The sequence below is a fragment of the Pseudomonas sp. SWRI111 genome (genome assembly GCF_014268555.1).
GTDB classification, from domain to species: domain Bacteria; phylum Pseudomonadota; class Gammaproteobacteria; order Pseudomonadales; family Pseudomonadaceae; genus Aquipseudomonas; species Aquipseudomonas hamedanensis.
Genome location: NZ_JABWQQ010000014.1, coordinates 1 through 18541, shown reverse-complemented (window position 1 = coordinate 18541; position 18541 = coordinate 1). Strand labels below are relative to the sequence as shown.

Annotated in this window: 15 protein-coding genes and 1 pseudogene; 6 read left to right on the top strand and 10 right to left on the bottom strand. The window is 60.1% G+C overall.

The annotated features are described in order from the left end of the window. Position 1 precedes the first annotated feature (1 nt). On the bottom strand, positions 2-208 hold the full coding sequence (locus HU755_RS16850; RefSeq protein WP_186634648.1) for a SlyX family protein: 207 nt from the start codon (positions 206-208) through the stop codon (positions 2-4). Positions 209-211: 3 nt separating this feature from the next. Then, positions 212-637, bottom strand: coding sequence for an HIT domain-containing protein (locus HU755_RS16845; protein WP_186550546.1), 426 nt, complete (start codon positions 635-637; stop codon positions 212-214). 890 nt (positions 638-1527) lie between these two features. On the opposite strand from HU755_RS16845, the gene HU755_RS16840 reads away from it, so the two are divergent. Next, entirely contained in the window at positions 1528-2856 is a 1329-nt protein-coding gene (locus HU755_RS16840; RefSeq protein WP_186550544.1) for an OprD family porin, read from the top strand. Positions 2857-2974: 118 nt separating this feature from the next. Here the strand turns inward: HU755_RS16840 and HU755_RS16835 are convergent, their stop codons facing one another. Both HU755_RS16835 and HU755_RS16830 read right to left on the bottom strand, forming a co-directional pair. Next, positions 2975-3817 (bottom strand): mechanosensitive ion channel family protein, encoded by an 843-nt coding sequence (locus HU755_RS16835; RefSeq protein WP_186621555.1) that lies wholly within the window; start codon positions 3815-3817, stop codon positions 2975-2977. 164 nt (positions 3818-3981) lie between these two features. Beyond that, complete coding sequence (locus tag HU755_RS16830) at positions 3982-4467, bottom strand: YajQ family cyclic di-GMP-binding protein (RefSeq protein WP_008080210.1); 486 nt, start codon at positions 4465-4467, stop codon at positions 3982-3984. A 139-nt stretch (positions 4468-4606) separates the two neighbouring features. On the opposite strand from HU755_RS16830, the gene HU755_RS16825 reads away from it, so the two are divergent. Genes HU755_RS16825 through HU755_RS16815 form a run of 3 tightly spaced genes read left to right on the top strand, consistent with a single transcriptional unit; the run spans position 4607 to position 8185 of the window. After that, entirely contained in the window at positions 4607-5524 is a 918-nt protein-coding gene (locus tag HU755_RS16825) for a putative 2-dehydropantoate 2-reductase (protein WP_186634646.1), read from the top strand. Positions 5525-5569: 45 nt separating this feature from the next. Continuing rightward, positions 5570-7606 (top strand): ATP-binding protein, encoded by a 2037-nt coding sequence (locus HU755_RS16820; protein WP_186550536.1) that lies wholly within the window; start codon positions 5570-5572, stop codon positions 7604-7606. 3 nt (positions 7607-7609) lie between these two features. Continuing rightward, on the top strand, positions 7610-8185 hold the full coding sequence (locus HU755_RS16815; RefSeq protein WP_186634644.1) for a cob(I)yrinic acid a,c-diamide adenosyltransferase: 576 nt from the start codon (positions 7610-7612) through the stop codon (positions 8183-8185). Positions 8186-8306: 121 nt separating this feature from the next. Here the strand turns inward: HU755_RS16815 and HU755_RS16810 are convergent, their stop codons facing one another. From HU755_RS16810 to secA, 4 genes are all read right to left on the bottom strand, one after another. Continuing rightward, positions 8307-9254, bottom strand: a complete 948-nt coding sequence (locus HU755_RS16810) for a Nudix family hydrolase (RefSeq protein WP_186634641.1) — start codon at positions 9252-9254, stop codon at positions 8307-8309. Further along, positions 9251-9883 (bottom strand): glutathione S-transferase family protein, encoded by a 633-nt coding sequence (locus HU755_RS16805; protein WP_186634639.1) that lies wholly within the window; start codon positions 9881-9883, stop codon positions 9251-9253. Before HU755_RS16805 ends, HU755_RS16810 begins: the two co-directional genes overlap by 4 nt. A gap of 223 nt (positions 9884-10106) precedes the next feature. Continuing rightward, positions 10107-11324: a bifunctional glutamate N-acetyltransferase/amino-acid acetyltransferase ArgJ gene (gene argJ / locus HU755_RS16800; protein WP_186634637.1), complete on the bottom strand. Its 1218-nt coding sequence runs from the start codon at positions 11322-11324 to the stop codon at positions 10107-10109. A 120-nt stretch (positions 11325-11444) separates the two neighbouring features. Next, the gene (secA, locus tag HU755_RS16795; protein ID WP_186634634.1) at positions 11445-14183 is read right to left on the bottom strand and encodes a preprotein translocase subunit SecA; all 2739 of its coding nucleotides are present in this window, start codon (positions 14181-14183) and stop codon (positions 11445-11447) included. A gap of 307 nt (positions 14184-14490) precedes the next feature. Here secA and HU755_RS16790 point away from each other — a divergent pair, with 307 nt between their 5' ends. Continuing rightward, a complete protein-coding gene (locus HU755_RS16790) occupies positions 14491-14946 on the top strand; it encodes a DUF721 domain-containing protein (protein WP_186550524.1) in 456 nt (151 codons plus the stop codon). A 25-nt stretch (positions 14947-14971) separates the two neighbouring features. Here HU755_RS16790 and HU755_RS27500 read toward each other — a convergent pair. Next, a pseudogene (locus tag HU755_RS27500) lies at positions 14972-15091 on the bottom strand (metal ABC transporter ATP-binding protein); the annotation flags it as partial. Further along, positions 15088-16566, bottom strand: a complete 1479-nt coding sequence (locus HU755_RS16785; RefSeq protein WP_186550522.1) for a helicase HerA-like domain-containing protein — start codon at positions 16564-16566, stop codon at positions 15088-15090. The gene HU755_RS16785 and the pseudogene HU755_RS27500, both read right to left, overlap by 4 nt. Before the next feature lie 186 nt (positions 16567-16752). Here HU755_RS16785 and HU755_RS16780 point away from each other — a divergent pair. Beyond that, positions 16753-18541, top strand: a 1789-nt coding sequence (locus tag HU755_RS16780; protein WP_186634631.1) for a methyl-accepting chemotaxis protein, incomplete at its 3' end; no start/stop codon positions are given.

Below are 18541 nucleotides of genomic sequence, written 5' to 3'. Positions count from 1 at the left end.
ATCAATAATGCGGCGGCGGCGCGTCTTCTTCAAAATCACCGAACTGCCCGACCATTTCCTCCTGACGCTTGAGCAGCGCTTGCATCTGCAACTGCAGACGCTCAACCACTCGCTGCTGGGCCACCAGCACATCGTTCAATGCCTGAATGGTGTCGTCCTGAAAGGCCATGCGGCTTTCCAGATCGGTAACGCGTTGTTCCAGGCTCATGACTCAGCCCTCCACAAAAGTGAATTCTTCGGTCAGCACCAGACGCAGGCGTTCGCGAATGGCCGCTACCTGTTCTGCGCTGTACGGTTTGGCCGCATGCCTGCCCCAGACCGGCGCCGGCCAAGCGGCATCGTCCCGCTTGCGCACGATGACATGCATATGTAACTGACTGACAACGTTGCCCAACGTCGCGACGTTCAGTTTGTCGGCGTCGAACGAATCCTTCAGCAGTTCGGCCAGCGCGGTGGTCTCCTGCCAAAGCTGCTGCTGGTCAGCGACATCCAATTGAAACAACTCACTGATATCGTCGCGACGAGGCACCAGGATGAACCACGGGTAGTTCGAGTCGTTGGACAACAACAGCCGGCAGAGCGGGAAATCGCCGATGACCAGCGTGTCCTGTTGAAGTCGTGAATCTAAAGCAAACACAGTGTGTACTCCCGGCTGATCCTTTTACTCAGCTTAGCGGTCGCTCCCAAGAAGCGGCGCACCAAGCGACTGAACGGCAGCATACCTGCGAACGCAGCGACCTTCACCTCAACCGCACCCTCAAATCGCCGATGCCCCGACATGAAACATTTATCTCAGCAGCGCACCAACACGAGCCTTACCTTAAGTTTCGACTTGAGAAACAGGACGGAAATCCTTGAGGCGCGCCACCCTGGATCCTTCTCCGCCAGATTAACTCAGAGTCAGCTGTGATTTTTTTGCACCAAAACCGCACATCACGTCTACGCTCACTGGGTCGGGCATCCGCCAAATACTCACTGCGGGGTGAACCGGTAACGTTTTGGGTTGTCATGCGCGCCTTTGGTGCGCTGCAACACCATTGCGGGAACGCCGTCAAGCCCGCGACAAAAACAGGCCAGAGGCCCCGTTTTCACAAGGTTTTCACATATGCGGGCGCAACGCAGAAAAATAACCGCAGCGGTTTTGCGGTTTGTGCACGCTTGTTGCATTCATAACCGTATGGACTATAAGCGCACTGCTGGAAGCGGTCGCCCAGGTCCCATAAGAACAGTGGCAGGGTTGCCCGATGGAGATTCAAGTGTTTTGCCAGGGACTCTTTTTTACCGATGCAAAAAGGCCAAGAAACAGCGATAAAGTTGTCAGTCCGGCTGCATCGGTACTGTGAATTTGCGACATCCACCGCTTCCTTTGCGACAACCGCGTAAAGAAGCTGAAAGGTTGGTTTCGCAAGTATCGCCAACATTGTCGGCGTGATATAAGTTTGCGCCGACACAAAAAGAAAGAGCCGCCCAGATAATAAAACAGGTGGGACGGCAGTACTCTTCTAAAAACCAAAGGAGCAAATCACGATGCGCGTGATGAAGTGGAGCATGATCGCACTGGCAGTTGCAGCAGCCGCCAGTTCTCAGTTGGCTACGGCCGCCCCGTTTGTAAGTGATCAGTCTGAAGCCAAAGGCTTCGTTGAAGACGCCAAAGCCGATCTGTTGATCCGCAACTATTACTTCAACCGTGATAACAAGAATGGCGGCAACGACCAGAAAGACTGGACCCAGGGTATCTGGGGTAACTTCAGCTCTGGTTACACCCAAGGCACCGTAGGCGTGGGCATTGACGCCTTCGGCTACCTGGCAATCAAACTCGACGGTGGCGATGGCACCGGCGGCACCGGCAACATGAGCCGCGACGCCGATGGCGAAGTCAACGACAGCCAGGGCAAAGCCGGCGCTGCCGTCAAGTTCCGCGTATCGAAAACCGAGCTGAAAGTCGGTGACATGCAGCCGAGCACCTCTCCTGTGTTCGCTGTCGGTGGCTCCCGCATCCTTCCGCAAACTGCCAGCGGCTTCCAGCTGCAGAGCAGCGAGATCAAGGATCTTGATCTGGAAGCCGGTCACTTCTACTCCGGTACCAGCCAGGATCGTAACTCCCGCGAAGGTGGCCTGTACGCCAACTACGCTGGCGTTGAAGCCAACACCATCGACTACTTCGGCGGCAAATACGGCATCACCGAAAACCTGAGCGCCTCGCTCTACGGTGCCAAGCTCGAAGACATCTGGAACCAGTACTACGCCAACGTCAACCTCACCACGCCTTTCAGTGGTGACACTTCGTTGAACACCGACTTCAACATCTACCGCACCACTGACACCGGTGATGCGAAAGCCGGCGATATCAGCAACACCACGTTCTCCCTGGCGACCGCTCTTTCGTTCCTGAAAGCGCACACCATTACCCTGGGCTTCCAGAAGGTCAACGGTGACACCCCGTTCGACTACATCGGCGTCGGCAAGAACAACCGTGGTGGCGACTCGATTTTCCTCGCCAACTCGATCCAGTACTCTGACTTCAACGGTCCGAACGAGAAATCCGCTCAGATCCGTTACGACATCAAGATGGCCGAGTACGGCGTTCCAGGTCTGAGCTTCATGACCCGTTACGTGAAAGGTTGGGACATCGACGGCACCCACACCCCTTCGGGCAGCGCCTACGCTGGCCTGTATGGCGAAGATGGCAAGCACAACGAAACCAACCTGGAAGCCAAGTACGTTGTTCAGTCTGGCCCAGCAAAAGATCTCTCCTTCCGCATTCGTCAAGCATGGCACCAGGCTAACGCTGACCAGGGCGAAGGCGACATCAAAGAGTTCCGTCTGATCGTCGACTACCCGCTGTCGCTGTTGTAATCGCATCCAGTTAGTTTGCGATGACAAATAAAAAGGCCCATCTCAGGATGGGCCTTTTTTTATTGTTGCTGCGTTCACCTGCATTGACTGCCAGGTCAGGCAGTTAATTAGCAACCTATCATTTAGTTACCGGTTCCTGCATTACACGAATAACGCGCTGCGGAAAAGGAATATCAATTCCTGCAGCCTTCAAACGATCGCGCGATAGTTCATTGAACATGAACATCACATCCCAGTAATCGGCAGTTTTAACCCACACACGCAGGGAAACCGTGATCGAACTGTCGCCCAGTGTCGAAATCACCGCTTGTGGCTCAGGGTCCTGCAGCACGCGCTCGTCTTTGGCCAGGTCCAGCAGCACCTGCCGGGCCTTCTGCAGATCCGCCTCGTAATCGACACCGACATCGAACACAACCTTGCGGGTCGGCTGACGGTTGGTATTGGTGATAATCCCGTTCGACAGATTGCCGTTAGGCAGGATGATGGTCTTGTTGTCGCCGGTACGCAGCACCGTGTGGAAGATCTGAATGCTGTCGACGGTGCCCGCCACGCCCTGTGCTTCAATCCAGTCACCGATACGGAACGGACGGAACAACAGAATCAGCACGCCGCCGGCGAAATTCGCCAGGCTACCTTGCAACGCCAGACCAATGGCGAGACCCGCAGCACCGATGGCGGCAACGAACGAGGTGGTTTCCACGCCGATCATCGAGGCGACGCTGACAATCAGCAGCACCTTGAGAATGATGTTCGCCAGGCTGCTGATAAAGCCTTGCAGCGCCAGGTCGGCATTGCGCAGGGCCAGCAGGCCGCCGAGTTTTTGCGTGACCTTGTTGATCAGCCACCAGCCGATGGCCAGGGTAATCACCGCCAGCAGCACGCGGCTGCCGTATTCCATGATCATCGGGATCCACGCCTGGGATGCCTTGACCAGGTTGTCCACTTCAGCATTCAAGTCCATGTTCCATCTCCTGATTTTCCCCTTCCCGGGGGATACACAAAATAATATGGGAGCAAGCCTGCTCGCGAAAACGCTGTGTCATTCAACAAGAATTGACTGACACATTGCATTCGCGAGCAAGCCGAGGCGTCGGACCGTCGCTCCCACACAGTCACAAACCAAGCTTAGTCGCGGAAATTGTTGAACTGCAGCGGCATGCCGAATTCCTTGGCACGCAGGGCCGCGATGGCTTCCTGCAAATCGTCACGCTTCTTGCCGGTCACCCGGACCTGCTCGCCCTGAATGGCGGCCTGGACCTTGAGCTTGGCATCTTTGATGTGGCCGACAATCTTCTTCGCCAGCTCTTTGTCGATGCCTTCCTTGAGGATGGCGTCCTGCTTCATCAGTTTGCCGGAAGCGTAAGCGTCCTTGACCTCAAGGCACTGCACGTCGATCTTGCGCTTGACCAGCGCCAGCTTGAGGATTTCGATCATCGCTTCGAGCTGGAAGCCGGCTTCGGCGGTCAGGCTGACGGTCAGGTCCTTTTCCTTGAACTCGAAGCTGCCCTTGCCTTTCAGGTCATAACGACGATCGAGTTCCTTCACGGCGTTCTCGACCGCGTTGGTGAGTTCGTGTTTGTCCAGTTCGGATACCACGTCGAACGACGGCATGTAATCTCTCCAATAAAAAGGCGCGCTCGATGGGGCGGAGCGCGCTTGGCTTGCGGTTAAAATCGGGCTCATTATAACGGGACTTTTCCTACCCATACGGCGAGCCGCACATGCCTGTACGCAATCGAGCAAAAAACTGATGTCGACCCCCTGGCATGTTCTCGGCGCCGGCAGCCTCGGCACACTTTGGGCGACACGACTGGCCCGTGCGGGATTGCCGGTAAGGCTGATCCTGCGTGACCCGATGCGCCTGCGCAGCTATGAAGCCGCAGGCGGACTGACCCTGGTAGAAAACGGACAAGCCAACACCTATGCAGTTCCCGGCGAAACCGTGGACCACCCCGCACCGATTCGCCGCCTGCTGGTCGCATGCAAGGCCTACGACGCTGAAGACGCCGTTGCCCGGCTCGTGCCGCGCCTGGCACCCGATGCCGAACTGATCCTGTTGCAGAATGGCCTCGGCAGCCAGGACGCCGTGGCTGCACGAGTTCCCTTGGCGCGCTGCATCAGCGCCTCGAGTACCGAAGGCGCGTTTCGCGATGGCGACTGGCGTGTGGTATTCGCCGGCCATGGCTTCACCTGGCTGGGCGATGCCGGGCATCCCGTCGCGCCGGTCTGGCTGGACGACCTTGACGCGGCGAAGATCCCCCACGAATGGAGCACCGATATTCTCACGCGGTTGTGGCGCAAACTGGCGCTCAATTGTGCAATCAATCCACTGACCGTCCTGCACGACTGCCGCAACGGCGAGCTGCAACAGCACCAGTGCGAAGTCGCCACGCTGTGCGGTGAGCTTGCCGAGTTGCTCGAACGCTGCGGCCAGCCGGCGGCAGCCGACAATCTGCAACAGGAAGTTGAACGGGTGATCCATGCGACGGCGGCCAATTACTCCTCGATGTACCAGGACGTTGCCAACCGCCGTCGCACCGAAATCAGCTATCTGTTGGGGCACGCCTGCACAGTCGCCGCGCGTCATCAGATGAACCTGCCGCACCTCAGCCAATTGCAGCAGCGCCTGATCAGTCATCTGCGCAGCCGTGGATTGCCCAGCGACTGAGCAGCGGCTACGCTGGCGACTTGTTCCTTTGTTGCGATAAACCAGATGCCATTGCGCCAGCGCCTTGAAAACCTGCCGGTCGGCCAGAAATTGCTGGCTGCCCTGCTGGTGCTGTTGACCACCGTTCTGCTGGTTGCCAACCTGACTTTTATCAGCGCCGCCTATTACATTTCCCAGGAAAGCATGGCGCCCCAGGCCTTGCAGACCATCGGCCGGCTGATCGCCAATCCAAGCCTGGTCAGCGACGCCCTGCAATCGCCGCGCAACGCCGAGCGACTGCTCAAGGAACTCGACAGCTATTCGCCCCTGCGCGCTGCCGCCTTGTATGACGGCAAGGGCGAACGCCTCGCTCAGGTGCAGCATGGCGAAAAACTCAGCCTGCCAGCGCACTACCGGCATGTCGAAGCCTGGCAACTGACCGAGTTTCGCAGCAATCAGCTGATCACCCTGCCCCGCCCCGGCACCGAGCCTGGGCACCTGCTGCTGGTGGCGAGCAGCGAGTTGCCGATGGCGTTCTACACCGGCACCCTGACGGCCAGCCTCGGCATTCTGATTTTCAGTGTGTTGCTGTGGCTGGTGATTGCCCGGCAGATCAAACGCCTGATCACCCGCCCGATTCATCAGCTCGAAGAACTGTCACGCCAGGTCACCCGAGAAGAGAACTACGCCCTGCGCGCCGCCCGTGGCAACCACGACGAAATCGGCAGCCTCGCCGAGGCCTTCAATACCATGCTGTCGCGCATCGAGGCCCGCGAGCAGCAGCTCAAGCGCGCCCGCGACGACTCGCAAGCCGCCTACGATCAGGCTCAGGGCCTGGCCGAGGAAACCCGGCACACCAACCGCAAGCTGGAGCTGGAAGTCCAGGTGCGCAGCAAGATCGAGAAAAAACTCACCGGTTTCCAGAACTACCTCAACAGCATCATTGACTCGATGCCTTCGGCGCTGATCGCCCTCGACGAGCAGCTCTATGTTACCCAGTGGAATCAGGAAGCCAGTGCGCTTTCCGGCACGCGCCTGGACGAAGCGCTGAACCAGCCGATCTTCCTCGCCTTCGAACCGCTGAAACCGTTTCTGCCGCAGCTCAAGGAAACGGTCGAGCAGCACACCGTGGCGAAAGTCGAGCGGGTCACCTGGCTCAAGGGTGACGAACCGCGGCATTACGCGCTGACGTTTTATCCGTTGATGGGCGGTGCCGGGCGTGGGGTGGTCATCCGTATCGATGACATCACCCAGCGCTTGTCGCTGGAAGAAATGATGGTGCAGTCGGAAAAAATGCTCTCGGTCGGCGGTCTTGCCGCCGGCATGGCCCACGAAATCAACAACCCGCTGGGCGCGATTCTGCACAACGTGCAGAACATTCGCCGACGACTGTCGGCGGAGCTGCCGAAGAACCTCGAAACCGCCGAGCAACTGGGCATTGAACTGGACGCCGTCAACCGTTACCTGCAAGGCCGCGAAGTGCCGCAACTGCTTGACGGCATTCAGCAGGCCGGGGCGCGGGCGGCGAAAATCGTTACGCACATGCTCAGCTTCAGCCGCCGCAGTACCCGGCAAATGGCCCCGTGCGATCTGCCGGCGCTGATCGATCAAGCCGTGGAGATTGCCGGCAATGACTTCGACCTGGCGATCGGTTTCGACTTCAAGGGTCAGGCGATCATTCGCCAGTTCGACCCGGCCCTCGGCCCGGTGCCCGGCACCGCCAACGAACTGGAGCAAGTGTTGCTCAACCTGCTGAAAAACGCTGCGCAGGCCATTCACCAACGCGAAGACGACAGCGAGCCGGGGCGCATCATTCTGCGCACCCGACTCAATCCGCCGTGGGCCGAGATTCAGGTCGAAGACAACGGCATCGGCATGAGCGAAAACGTGCGCAAGCGCACCTTCGAACCGTTCTTCACCACCAAGGAAATCGGCCAGGGCACCGGGCTGGGTTTGTCGGTGTCGTACTTCATCATTACCAACAACCACAAAGGGCAGATGGAAGTGCAGTCAGCGCCCGGCCAGGGCACCTGCTTCACCCTGCGCCTGCCGCTGACGCAGCCAACGCCCGTCACCGCCGAAACCAATCAACTACCGAGGTAACCCATGGGCTTTCGCTTGTCGAAGATTTACACCCGCACCGGCGACAAAGGCGAAACCGGCCTGGGCGATGGCCGCCGCGTGCCCAAGGATCACCCGCGTATCGAGGCGATTGGCGAGGTCGATACGCTGAACAGTCAGGTCGGCGTACTGTTGGCCGGGTTGCTCGGCGAACGTGAGGCGTATCCCGGGCTCAATGAAGTGATCGAAGTGTTGGCGCCGTGTCAGCACCGCTTGTTCGATCTGGGCGGCGAGCTGGCGATGCCGGCGTATCAGGCGCTGACCGAGGCCGAAATCGAACGGCTGGAAGCAGCGATCGATGAGTGGAATGAAGAATTGGGGCCGCTGGAGAATTTCATTTTGCCGGGCGGTTCAACGCTGATTGCCCAGGCCCATGTGTGTCGCAGCCTGGCGAGAAGCGCCGAGCGACGCTGTCAGCACTTGAATGCGATTGAACCGTTCGCCGGGGTTGGGCTGGCGTATATCAATCGGCTGTCGGATTTGCTGTTTGTCGCGGCGCGGGTGATTGCGCGGCGGCAGGGGGTGGCGGAGATTTTGTGGCAGCCGGCGGCCAAGCCTTAAGATTCGTAGCGTTTGAAGATAGGCTATCGCGAGCAGGCTCACTCCTACATTCGACCGTATTCCAACTGAAGGAACGCGATCACTGTAGGAGTGAGCCTGCTCGCGATAGGGCCATCAGTTTTTACAGAGGATCAGGCCAGAACGCCCGAATCCCCGCCACACCCTGAGCCCCAACGCTCCAGGCCTGTTCCCGCTCCGCCGGTCCTACTCCGCCGAGCAGAAACACCGGTTTGCTGAATCCTTCGATCAGCGCCCCCGCCTGCTCCCAACCCAGCGGCTGTGCATCCGGGTGCGTCAGGGTCGGCTGCACCGGCGACAGGGTGACGAAGTCCACGCCCATTTGCTCGGCCAGCGCCAGTTCTTCAGCGTTATGGCAGGACGCCGCCAGCCAGCGCTCAGCCGGCAATGGACGCCCCGCCGCCGCGTATTTACGCAGTTGTGCAGCGGTGATGTGCCAGCCGGCCGAGGGGAAATCGCCGAGCCATTCGAACGGCCCCTTGATCATCAACTGTGCCTTGCCGGCACACAGGCCGACCGCATCGACCGCCAGATCGCGGTATTTCGGATCGTAGCCGTTCGGTGCGCGGAGCTGGATCAGTTTGATTCCGCCGGCAATCGCCTTCTGGATGCCGCGCAGCAGGGCCGGCGTTTCCAGATCGCCGGGAGTAATCAGGTAGTCGGCAGGCAGACGCGCTGCCGCAACGATCGGCTGATTGGCCGCCGGAAACTCATAGTTGACCAGCTCTCGCGCGGTGACCCACGCGAGTGGCTGGCCTTCCGCGCCGTGGGGTTCGCCGCTGAACGCCGAGACTTCCCAGACATCGAGCAAGACCTGTTTGTCCGGGTAATCGTGACGAACCTTGATCAGCGGGCGGGCTGCGCCGACGACGATCCCCAGCTCTTCGTGCAGCTCGCGAGCCAGTGCCGATTCAACCGATTCATCGGCCTCGACCTTGCCACCGGGGAACTCCCACAGACCACCCTGGTGCTGGGTGTCGGCGCGGCGGGCAATGAGGATTTTGCCACTGTCGTCACGAATGACGGCAGCGGCGACGTGGACACGTTTCACCGGTTCAATTCCTCCAGTCCTGCCTTTTGCCATGCCTTGAACGCGGGCCACTGGTAAAGGGTTTCGACATAAGCTTCGTCGATGGTCGGCAGCTTCACCTGATAGGTGCGCAGGCGTACGGCGATCGGCGCGAAGAAGGCATCGGCCAGACTCAAGCGGCCGAACAGGTACGGCCCCTCCTCCGTCGCCGCTGCACGGCATTCGGCCCACAGTGCGAGCATGCGCTCGATGTCGACCTTTACTTCCGGCGGCATCGGACTCAGCGCAGCATCGTGGCCAAGATGGAACGGCATATGGTTGCGCAGGGCGAAGAAGCCGCTGTGCATCTGTGCGCAGGCCGAGCGTGCTTGCGCGCGGGCGAAGATGTCGCTCGGCCAGAGCGACTCGGACGGAAACTGCTCGGCCAGGTATTCAGCAATGGCCAGCGAGTCGGCAATGACGCCGCGAGTGGTTTTCAGCAGCGGCACCTTGCCGGTCGGCGAATGCTCGAGCAGGCGCTCGCGGGTGTCGGGCTTGCCGAGCTTGATCACTTCTTCCGTGTACGGTGCACCGGTCAACTCCAGCGCCAGAGCCGCGCGCAGGGACCAGGAGGAAAGGAGTTTGTCGCCGATGATCAGGTGCAGGGACATGGTGTGGCGCCTTTTCGTCAGAGGAATGTTTCTGAATGTGTTGTGTCCGGACCGCCGCTTTCGCGAGCAGGCTCGCTCCCACAGGTTTTAGGGGTGTACACAAAGTTTGTGAACGCCCCTATCAATGTGGGAGCGGGCTTGCTCGCGAAGAGGCCGGCCCATTCAACATTGATGTTGCCTGAAACTCCGCCATCGCCAGAAGGCAACTCGGTCCCAGGTTAGATCAGGTGCGGTATTCAGCGTTGATCTTCACGTATTCATGCGACAGGTCGGTGGTCCAGATGGTTTCGCTGCAATCGCCGCGCCCCAGTTCGATGCGGATGGTGATTTCTTCCTGCTGCATCACCGCCGAGCCCTGGGCTTCAGTGTAGGTCGCGGCGCGGGCGCCACGGCTGGCGATGCACACCTCGCCGAGGAACACGTCGATCTTGCTCACGTCCAGATCCGGCACACCGGCACGGCCGACAGCGGCGAGGATACGGCCCCAGTTTGGGTCGGAGGCGAACAGCGCCGTCTTGATCAGCGGCGAGTGCGCCACGGTGTAACCGACGTCCAGGCATTCCTGGTGATTGCCGCCGCCGTTCACTTGCACGGTGACGAACTTGGTCGCACCTTCGCCGTCACGCACGATGGCCTGGGCCACGTCCATGCACACTTCGAACACCGCTTGTTTCAGCTTGCCGAACAGCTCGCCTTCAGCGCGGGTGATTTCCGGCAGCGCGGCTTTGCCGGTGGCGATCAACATGCAGCAATCGTTGGTCGAAGTATCGCCGTCAATGGTGATGCGGTTGAACGACTTGTTCGCGCCGTCGAGCATCAGGTTGTGCAGCACATCGCGCGAGACTTTGGCGTCAGTGGCGATGTAGCCGAGCATGGTCGCCATGTTCGGGCGGATCATGCCCGCGCCTTTGCTGATGCCGGTGACGGTGAGGGTCACGCCATCATGCTGAAACTGGCGACTGGCACCCTTGGGCAGGGTGTCGGTGGTCATGATGCCGGTGGCGGCAGCTTCCCAGTTGTTTTCCGACAGATCGTCCAGCGCCGCTTGCAGCGCGCCTTCGATCTTCTCGACCGGCAGCGGCTCGCCGATGACACCCGTGGAGTACGGCAGGATCTGGCTGGCGTCGACGCCGGTCAGTTCGGCCAGTTTCGCGCAAGTGCGCTCGGCCGCGGCCAGGCCCGGCTCGCCGGTGCCGGCATTGGCGTTGCCGGTGTTGGTCAGCAGGTAGCGCACGGCGTTTCGCACGCGCTTTTTCGCCAAAATCACCGGTGCGGCACAAAAGGCGTTCAACGTGAACACGCCCGCCACGGTCGAGCCTTCGGCACAACGCATCACGACGACATCTTTGCGCCCCGGGCGCTTGATGCCGGCCGAGGCGATACCGAGTTCAAAACCGGCAACCGGGTGCAACGTTGGCAAAGGACCAAGACCAACAGCCATGAATGCGCTCCTTACTCAATGATGTCAGCACCGCCACGGGAAAGGACGGTGGTGTAAATGGCAAAACGCCGCGACGGCAGAAGCCGGTCGCGGCGCGGGTGTTCAGCGATTGAAACGGGTTTACTGAATCTGCCCGTGGCAATGCTTGTATTTCTTGCCCGAACCGCAGAAGCACAGTTCATTGCGGCCCAGCTTCTGCTCGTTACGAACCGGGGCAGCGGCGGCGAGGGCCACATCGACCTCTTCACCCAGTGCTTCCGGCTGATCAAGCCCTGGCGCTTCGGCGTGTTCGAACTGCATGCGCGCGGCCAGTGCTTCGGCTTCCTGACGCAGGCGTTGCTCTTCGGCTTCCGGATCTTCACGGCGCACCTGAACGTGCGACAGCACACGGATCGAGTCGCGCTTGATCGAATCCAGCAGCTCGGAGAACAGCGTGAACGACTCGCGCTTGTATTCCTGCTTCGGGTTCTTCTGCGCGTAGCCACGCAGGTGGATGCCGTGACGCAGGTGGTCCATGGTCGACAGGTGGTCTTTCCACAGGTCGTCCAGTACGCGCAGGACGATCTGCTTCTCGAACGAGCGCAGCGCCTCGGCACCGGCCTGATCTTCTTTCTCGTTGTACGCCGCCATCAGCTCGGTCATGAGCTTCTCGCGCAGGGTTTCTTCGTACAGGTGATCGTCTTCGTCAAGCCATTGCTGGATCGGCAGTTTCACGCCGAAATCGCTTTCGATCGACGCTTCCAGACCGGCCACGTCCCACTGCTCTGGCAGCGATTGCGGCGGAATGTGCGCGCTGACGGTGGCGTTGAGCACGTCCTGACGGAAATCGGCGATGGTTTCGCCGATGTTGTCGGCGGCCAGCAACGTGTTACGCATGTGATAGATCACTTTACGCTGTTCGTTGTTGACGTCGTCGAACTCGAGCAGTTGCTTGCGAATGTCGAAGTTGCGGCCTTCCACCTTGCGCTGCGCCTTCTCGATCGCGTTGGTCACCATGCGGTGTTCGATCGCTTCGCCCGGCTGCATGCCCAGGGCTTTCATGAAGTTCTTCACCCGGTCGGAGGCGAAGATGCGCATCAGGCTGTCTTCCAGCGACAGGTAGAAGCGGCTCGAACCGGCGTCACCCTGACGGCCGGCACGGCCACGCAGCTGGTTGTCGATACGGCGCGATTCGTGACGCTCGGACGCGATCACCTGCAAGCCACCGGCTTCCAGCACTTGCTGGTGACGCTTCTGCCAGTCGGCCTTGATCTGGGCGATCTGCTCAGGTGTCGGGTTTTCCAGCGAAGCGACTTCCACTTCCCAGTTGCCGCCCAACAGGATGTCGGTACCACGACCGGCCATGTTGGTGGCGATGGTCAGTGCCCCCGGACGACCGGCCTGGGCGATGATCTCGGCTTCCTTTTCGTGGAACTTGGCGTTCAGAACCTTGTGTTCGATGCCTTCTTTCACAAGCAGTGCCGACATGTGCTCGGACGTCTCGATGGTCGCTGTACCGACCAGCACCGGACGCCCGGCCGCCATGCTTTCCTTGATGTCGGCCACGATCGCCGCGTATTTCTCTTCGGCGGTGAGGAAGACCAGGTCGTTGTAGTCTTTACGCGCCAACGGCTTGTTCGGCGGAATGACCATGACTTCCAGACCGTAGATCTGGTGGAATTCGAACGCTTCGGTGTCGGCGGTACCGGTCATGCCGGACAGCTTGGTGTACAGACGGAAGTAGTTCTGGAAGGTGGTCGAGGCCAGGGTCTGGCTCTCGGCCTGGATGTTCAGGCCTTCCTTGGCTTCGATGGCCTGGTGCAGGCCCTCGGAGAGGCGACGGCCCGGCATGGTACGACCGGTGTGTTCGTCGACGAGTACGACCTGACCGTCCTGCACAATGTATTCGATGTTGCGGTTGAACAGTTTGTGCGCACGCAGACCGGCATAGACGTGGGTCAACAGGCCCAGGTTGTGTGCCGAGTACAGGCTCTCGCCTTCAGCCAGCAGGCCGACGCGGGTAAGCATGTCTTCGATGAACTGGTGACCGGCTTCGTTGAGCTCGACCTGACGGGTCTTCTCGTCAACGGTGTAATGACCGGCCTTGGTGACTTCGCCTTCGACTTCTTCGACGTGCAGTTCCAATTGCGGGATCAGTTTGTTGATCTCCATGTACAGCTTGGAACTGTCCTCGGCCTGACCGGAGATGATCAGCGGGGTACGCGCTTCGTCGATGAGGATGGAGTCGACTTCGTCGATCACGGCAAAATTGAGTTCACGCTGGAATTTTTCATCCATGCTGAACGCCATGTTGTCGCGCAGGTAGTCGAAACCGAATTCGTTGTTGGTGCCGTAGGTGATGTCGGCGGCGTAGGCGGCGCGTTTCTCTTCCGGCGGCTGGAACGGCGTCACGACGCCGACGGTCAGGCCGAGGAACTCATAAAGCGGGCGCATCCAGTTGGCGTCACGGCGGGCCAGGTAGTCGTTCACGGTCACAACGTGCACGCCCTTGCCGGACAGTGCATTGAGGTAAACAGCCAGGGTAGCCACGAGGGTCTTGCCCTCACCGGTGCGCATTTCGGCAATCTTGCCTTCGTGCAGGGTCATGCCGCCGACGAGTTGCACGTCGAAGTGGCGCATGCCCATGACGCGCTTGCCGGCCTCGCGGGCGACGGCGAAGGCTTCCGGCAACAGCTTGTCGAGGGTTTCCCCTTTGGCGATACGGGCCTTGAACTCTGCGGTCTTGGCGCGCAATTGATCGTCCGAAAGGGCCACCATTTGCTCTTCGAAGGCATTGACGAGCTGCACCGTCTTGAGCATGCGTTTGACTTCACGCTCGTTCTTGCTTCCAAAAAGTTTCTTTAACAAAGGCGCAAACATATCGGCAGGATCTTCCACACTAAAGGGATGGAGGGCGGCCCCGTGAGTCGCCCGTGCAGCCCTCATGGCCGCATGCGAACGAGCATTCTACCCGGAAACGGTGGTGAGGAAAGTGGCGATGTTCCACGATGCTGGCACTGCGCTTTGACGGGGCTCACTTAAAATAGGGGCGTTTTGCTCAACTTCAACCCGCTCGGGCAAGAAGTTAGTCATTGATTTAATGAGCAAAGCAGGGACAAAAGCAATGGGCGAGTGGTTCCGTCGCTTTCTGCTACCATGGCGCCTCTGTTACTTCAGGTGTTCGATCATGGCATTTCGCCCTCTCACGGCCAGAGCACCCGCCGTTCTGCTACGCGAAGCCAAGCCGCTCAAAGCCATTCTCGGCCATGCCCAACGACTGGGGCATTTGCAGCGCCTGCTCGAAAGCCAGCTACAACCGGCCGCACGCGAACATTGCCACGTAGCTTCGTGGCGCGAAGGCAGTCTGCTGCTGATTGTCACCGATGGTCATTGGGCCACTCGCCTGCGCTATCAGCAAAAACGGCTGCAACGGCAACTGCAGATGTTCGACGAGTTCGCCAGCCTGACGCGGATTCTGTTCAAGGTGCAGCCGCCGACTGTCCAGCACGGTGCCGCCGGGCATACGATGGACCTGTCGACGGATGCGGCGGCGACCATTCAGGCGACGGCGGACGGGATCAGTGATCCGGGCTTGCGTGCGGCGCTGGAGCGCCTGGCGGCGCATGCCAAGGCCAAGACCTGACCTCTAGCCAAACATCCCCCATCCCCTGTGGGAGCGAGCTTGCTCGCGAATGCGCTGTGTCATTCAACGAATGGGTTATCTGACACGCCCCCTTCGCGAGCAAGCTCGCTCCCACAGTTTTGACCTCCGATTGTCCTGAGATCAGCGGCGTTTGCTGCCGCCGAGCAGGGAGCCCATCAAGCCGCGCACCAGTTGCTTGCCCAGGTTATTCGCTGCCTGGCGCATCGCTGATTTCAACGCCTGCCCTGCCGCGGTGCCGAGGAATTCTCCAGCCCTGTCAGCCAGACTCGGCTCTTGCTCAGCGGCAGGTGCTTCGGCCTCCGGTGCCAGCCCTTTGCGGCCCATCAGAATTTCATAAGCGGACTCGCGATCGATCGGCTTGTCATACCGCCCCTTGAACGGCGACCCGGCGATCAGCACCGTGCGCTCGGTTTCGGTCAGCGGGCCGATGCGCGATTGCGGCGGCGCGACCAGTACGCGCTGGACGATTTCCGGCGTGCCCTTCTCTGTCAAGGTGCCGACCAGCGCCTCGCCGATGCCCAGTTCGGTCAATACCGACAGGCTGTCAAAGGCCGGATTGGGCCGGAAGCCCTCCGCTACCGCGCGCAGGGACTTCTGCTCCTTGGCCGTAAAAGCGCGCAGGCCATGCTGGACGCGCAAACCGAGTTGCGCGAGGACATCATCCGGCAGGTCCGCCGGAGACTGGGTGACGAAATACACACCCACGCCTTTGGAGCGGATCAATCGCACCACTTGCTCGAGGCGTTCCTGCAAGGCCTTGGGCGTGTCACCAAACAGCAAATGCGCCTCATCGAAAAACAACGCCAGCAGCGGTTTGTCAGCATCGCCGCGCTCCGGCAACTGTTCGAACAGCTCGGCCAGCAGCCACAACAGGAACGTCGCATAGACCTTCGGCGCCTCGTGCACCAGACGCCGGGCATCGAGCAGGTGGATGCGCCCACGGCCATCGGCCGTCGGTTGCAGAATGTCTTCAAGTTGCAGCGCCGGTTCGCCGAACAAGGCTTCAGCCCCTTGCTGCTCCAGGGTCGCCAGACGACGCAACAGCGCCTGACTGGAGCCGGTGGTCATCAGCGCCGCGTCTTCGCCCAATAATTGCGGGTTGTCCTTGAGGTGATTGAGCAGCGCTTTCAGGTCTTTCAGATCGAGCAGCAACAACCCTTCGCGATCGGCGACTTTGAACGCCGCATACAGCGCCGACTGCTGGCTGTCGGTCAGCTCCAGCAGGCTGCCGATCAGCAACGGTCCCATTTCGCTCAGCGTGGTACGCAACGGATGACCGGACTCACCGTGGATGTCCCATAGCGTGACGGGATAAGCCTGAGGCGTGTGATTGAGCCATGGCATGCCGGCAATGCGCTCGGCGACCTTGCCTTGCGGGTTGCCAGCGGCGCCGAGGCCGCACAGATCACCCTTGATGTCAGCGGCGAACACCGCGACACCGGCGTCGCTGAACGCTTCGGCCAGACGCTGCAGTGTGACGGTTTTACCGGTGCCGGTCGCGCCGGCGACCAGTCCGTGACGATTCGCCAGGCGCATGGCCTGAGCGATCGGTTGCGCGGCCGGATCAGCGCCGATAACGAGTTGCGAGGAGTCAGGCATTTTCTCACCCAATGGTTAATCTTTGATGACACATGGCCGATAAATAAATTGGACAGACCCGTCTGAAATTCGGGTCGGACATTTCCCTAAGGAGAGCCGGAAATATCAGTTTTTCAACTTTGCCCATATTGCGCGCCTTTATAAAAGCACGCCCAGGACATTAAGACCTTAGCGGAACCCCAAGCCATGAACAAAAACCTGCGCTTCAGCCATAAGATTTTGCTTGCCGCCGCTCTCATCGTCATCGCCGCTTTCGCCTCGTTCACGCTGTACAACGACTGGTTGCAGCGCAACGCGATCCGCGATGACCTCAATAACTACCTCAACGAAATGGGCGAGGTCACTGCCGGCAATATCCAGACCTGGCTCAGCGGGCGCATTCTGCTGATCGAGAACGCCGCCCAAAACATTGCCATCAATCCCGAACCCGCCACCGTCGCCAGCCTGTTGGAGCAGAAAAGCCTGACCTCGACGTTCATGGCCACTTACCTGGGCGACGCCACCGGGCACTTCACCATCCGCCCGGACGTGAAGATGCCGGACGGTTTCGATCCACGCGTGCGCCCCTGGTATAAAGGGGCCGAGAGCAGCAGCACTTCGACCCTGACCGAACCCTACATCGACGCTGCCACCGGCCAGTTGATCATCTCGATTGCCACTGCCTCGAAAAAAGCCGGCCAGAGCGTCGGCGTGGTGGGTGGCGACCTGAGCCTGCAATCGCTGGTCGACACCCTGGCCGCGCGGGATTTCGATGGCATGGGTTATGTGTTTCTGATCAGCGCCGACGGCAAAATCCTCGTGCATCCGGACAAAGCGCTGGTCATGAAGTCGCTCAAAGAGGCTTATCCAAAGGACACTCCACGCATCAGCAGCGACTTCAGTGAAGTCAGCGTCGATGGCAAGACCCGCATCGTCACCTTCGCGCCAATCAAAGGCCTGCCGTCGGTGAATTGGTACATCGGCCTGTCGATCGATAAAGACCAGGCCTTCTCGATGCTCAGCGAGTTCCGCACCTCGGCGGTGATCGCGACCCTTATTGCCGTGGCGATCATCATTGCCTTGCTCGGCATGCTGATCCGCCTGCTGATCCAGCCGCTGCACGTGATGACCCGCGCCATGGAAGACATCGCCGACGGCGAAGGCGACCTGACCAAGCGCCTGACCATCCAGAATCAGGACGAATTCGGCATCCTTGGCACCGCGTTCAACCGCTTTGTCGAGCGCATTCACGGATCGATCCGTGAAGTATCGTCGGCCACCGGGCAGGTCAACGAAGTCGCCCTGCGCGTGGTCGCGGCGTCGAACTCGTCGATGTACAACTCCGATCAACAAGCCTCGCGTACCAGCAGCGTCGCCGCCGCGATCAATCAGCTCGGTGCCGCCGCCCAGGAAATCGCCCGCAACGCCGCGCAAGCGTCGAATCAGGCCAGCGATGCCCGCGGTCTGGCCGAAGACGGCCAGCAAGTCGTCGAGCGCAGCATCAAAGCGATGAATCAACTGTCGAGCATGCTCAGCGCGTCGAGCAGCAACATCGAATCGCTGAACAGCAAAACCGTGAACATCGGCCAGATCCTTGAAGTGATCACCAGCATTTCCCAGCAGACCAACCTGCTCGCCCTCAACGCGGCGATTGAAGCGGCGCGCGCCGGTGAGGCCGGTCGCGGTTTTGCCGTGGTGGCCGATGAAGTGCGCAACCTGGCGCACCGCACGCAGGAATCGGCGCAGCAGGTGCAGACGATGATCGAGGAGCTGCAGGTCGGCGCCCGTGAATCGGTAAGCACCATGAGCGACAGTCAGCGTCACAGCCAGGACAGCGTCGAGATCGCCAACCTGGCAGGCGAACGCTTGAACAGCGTGACCCAGCGTATTGGCGAAATCGACGGGATGAACCAGTCGGTGGCGACCGCGACCGAGGAGCAGACGGCGGTGGTCGAGTCGATCAACGTGGATATCACCGAGATCAACACCCTGAACC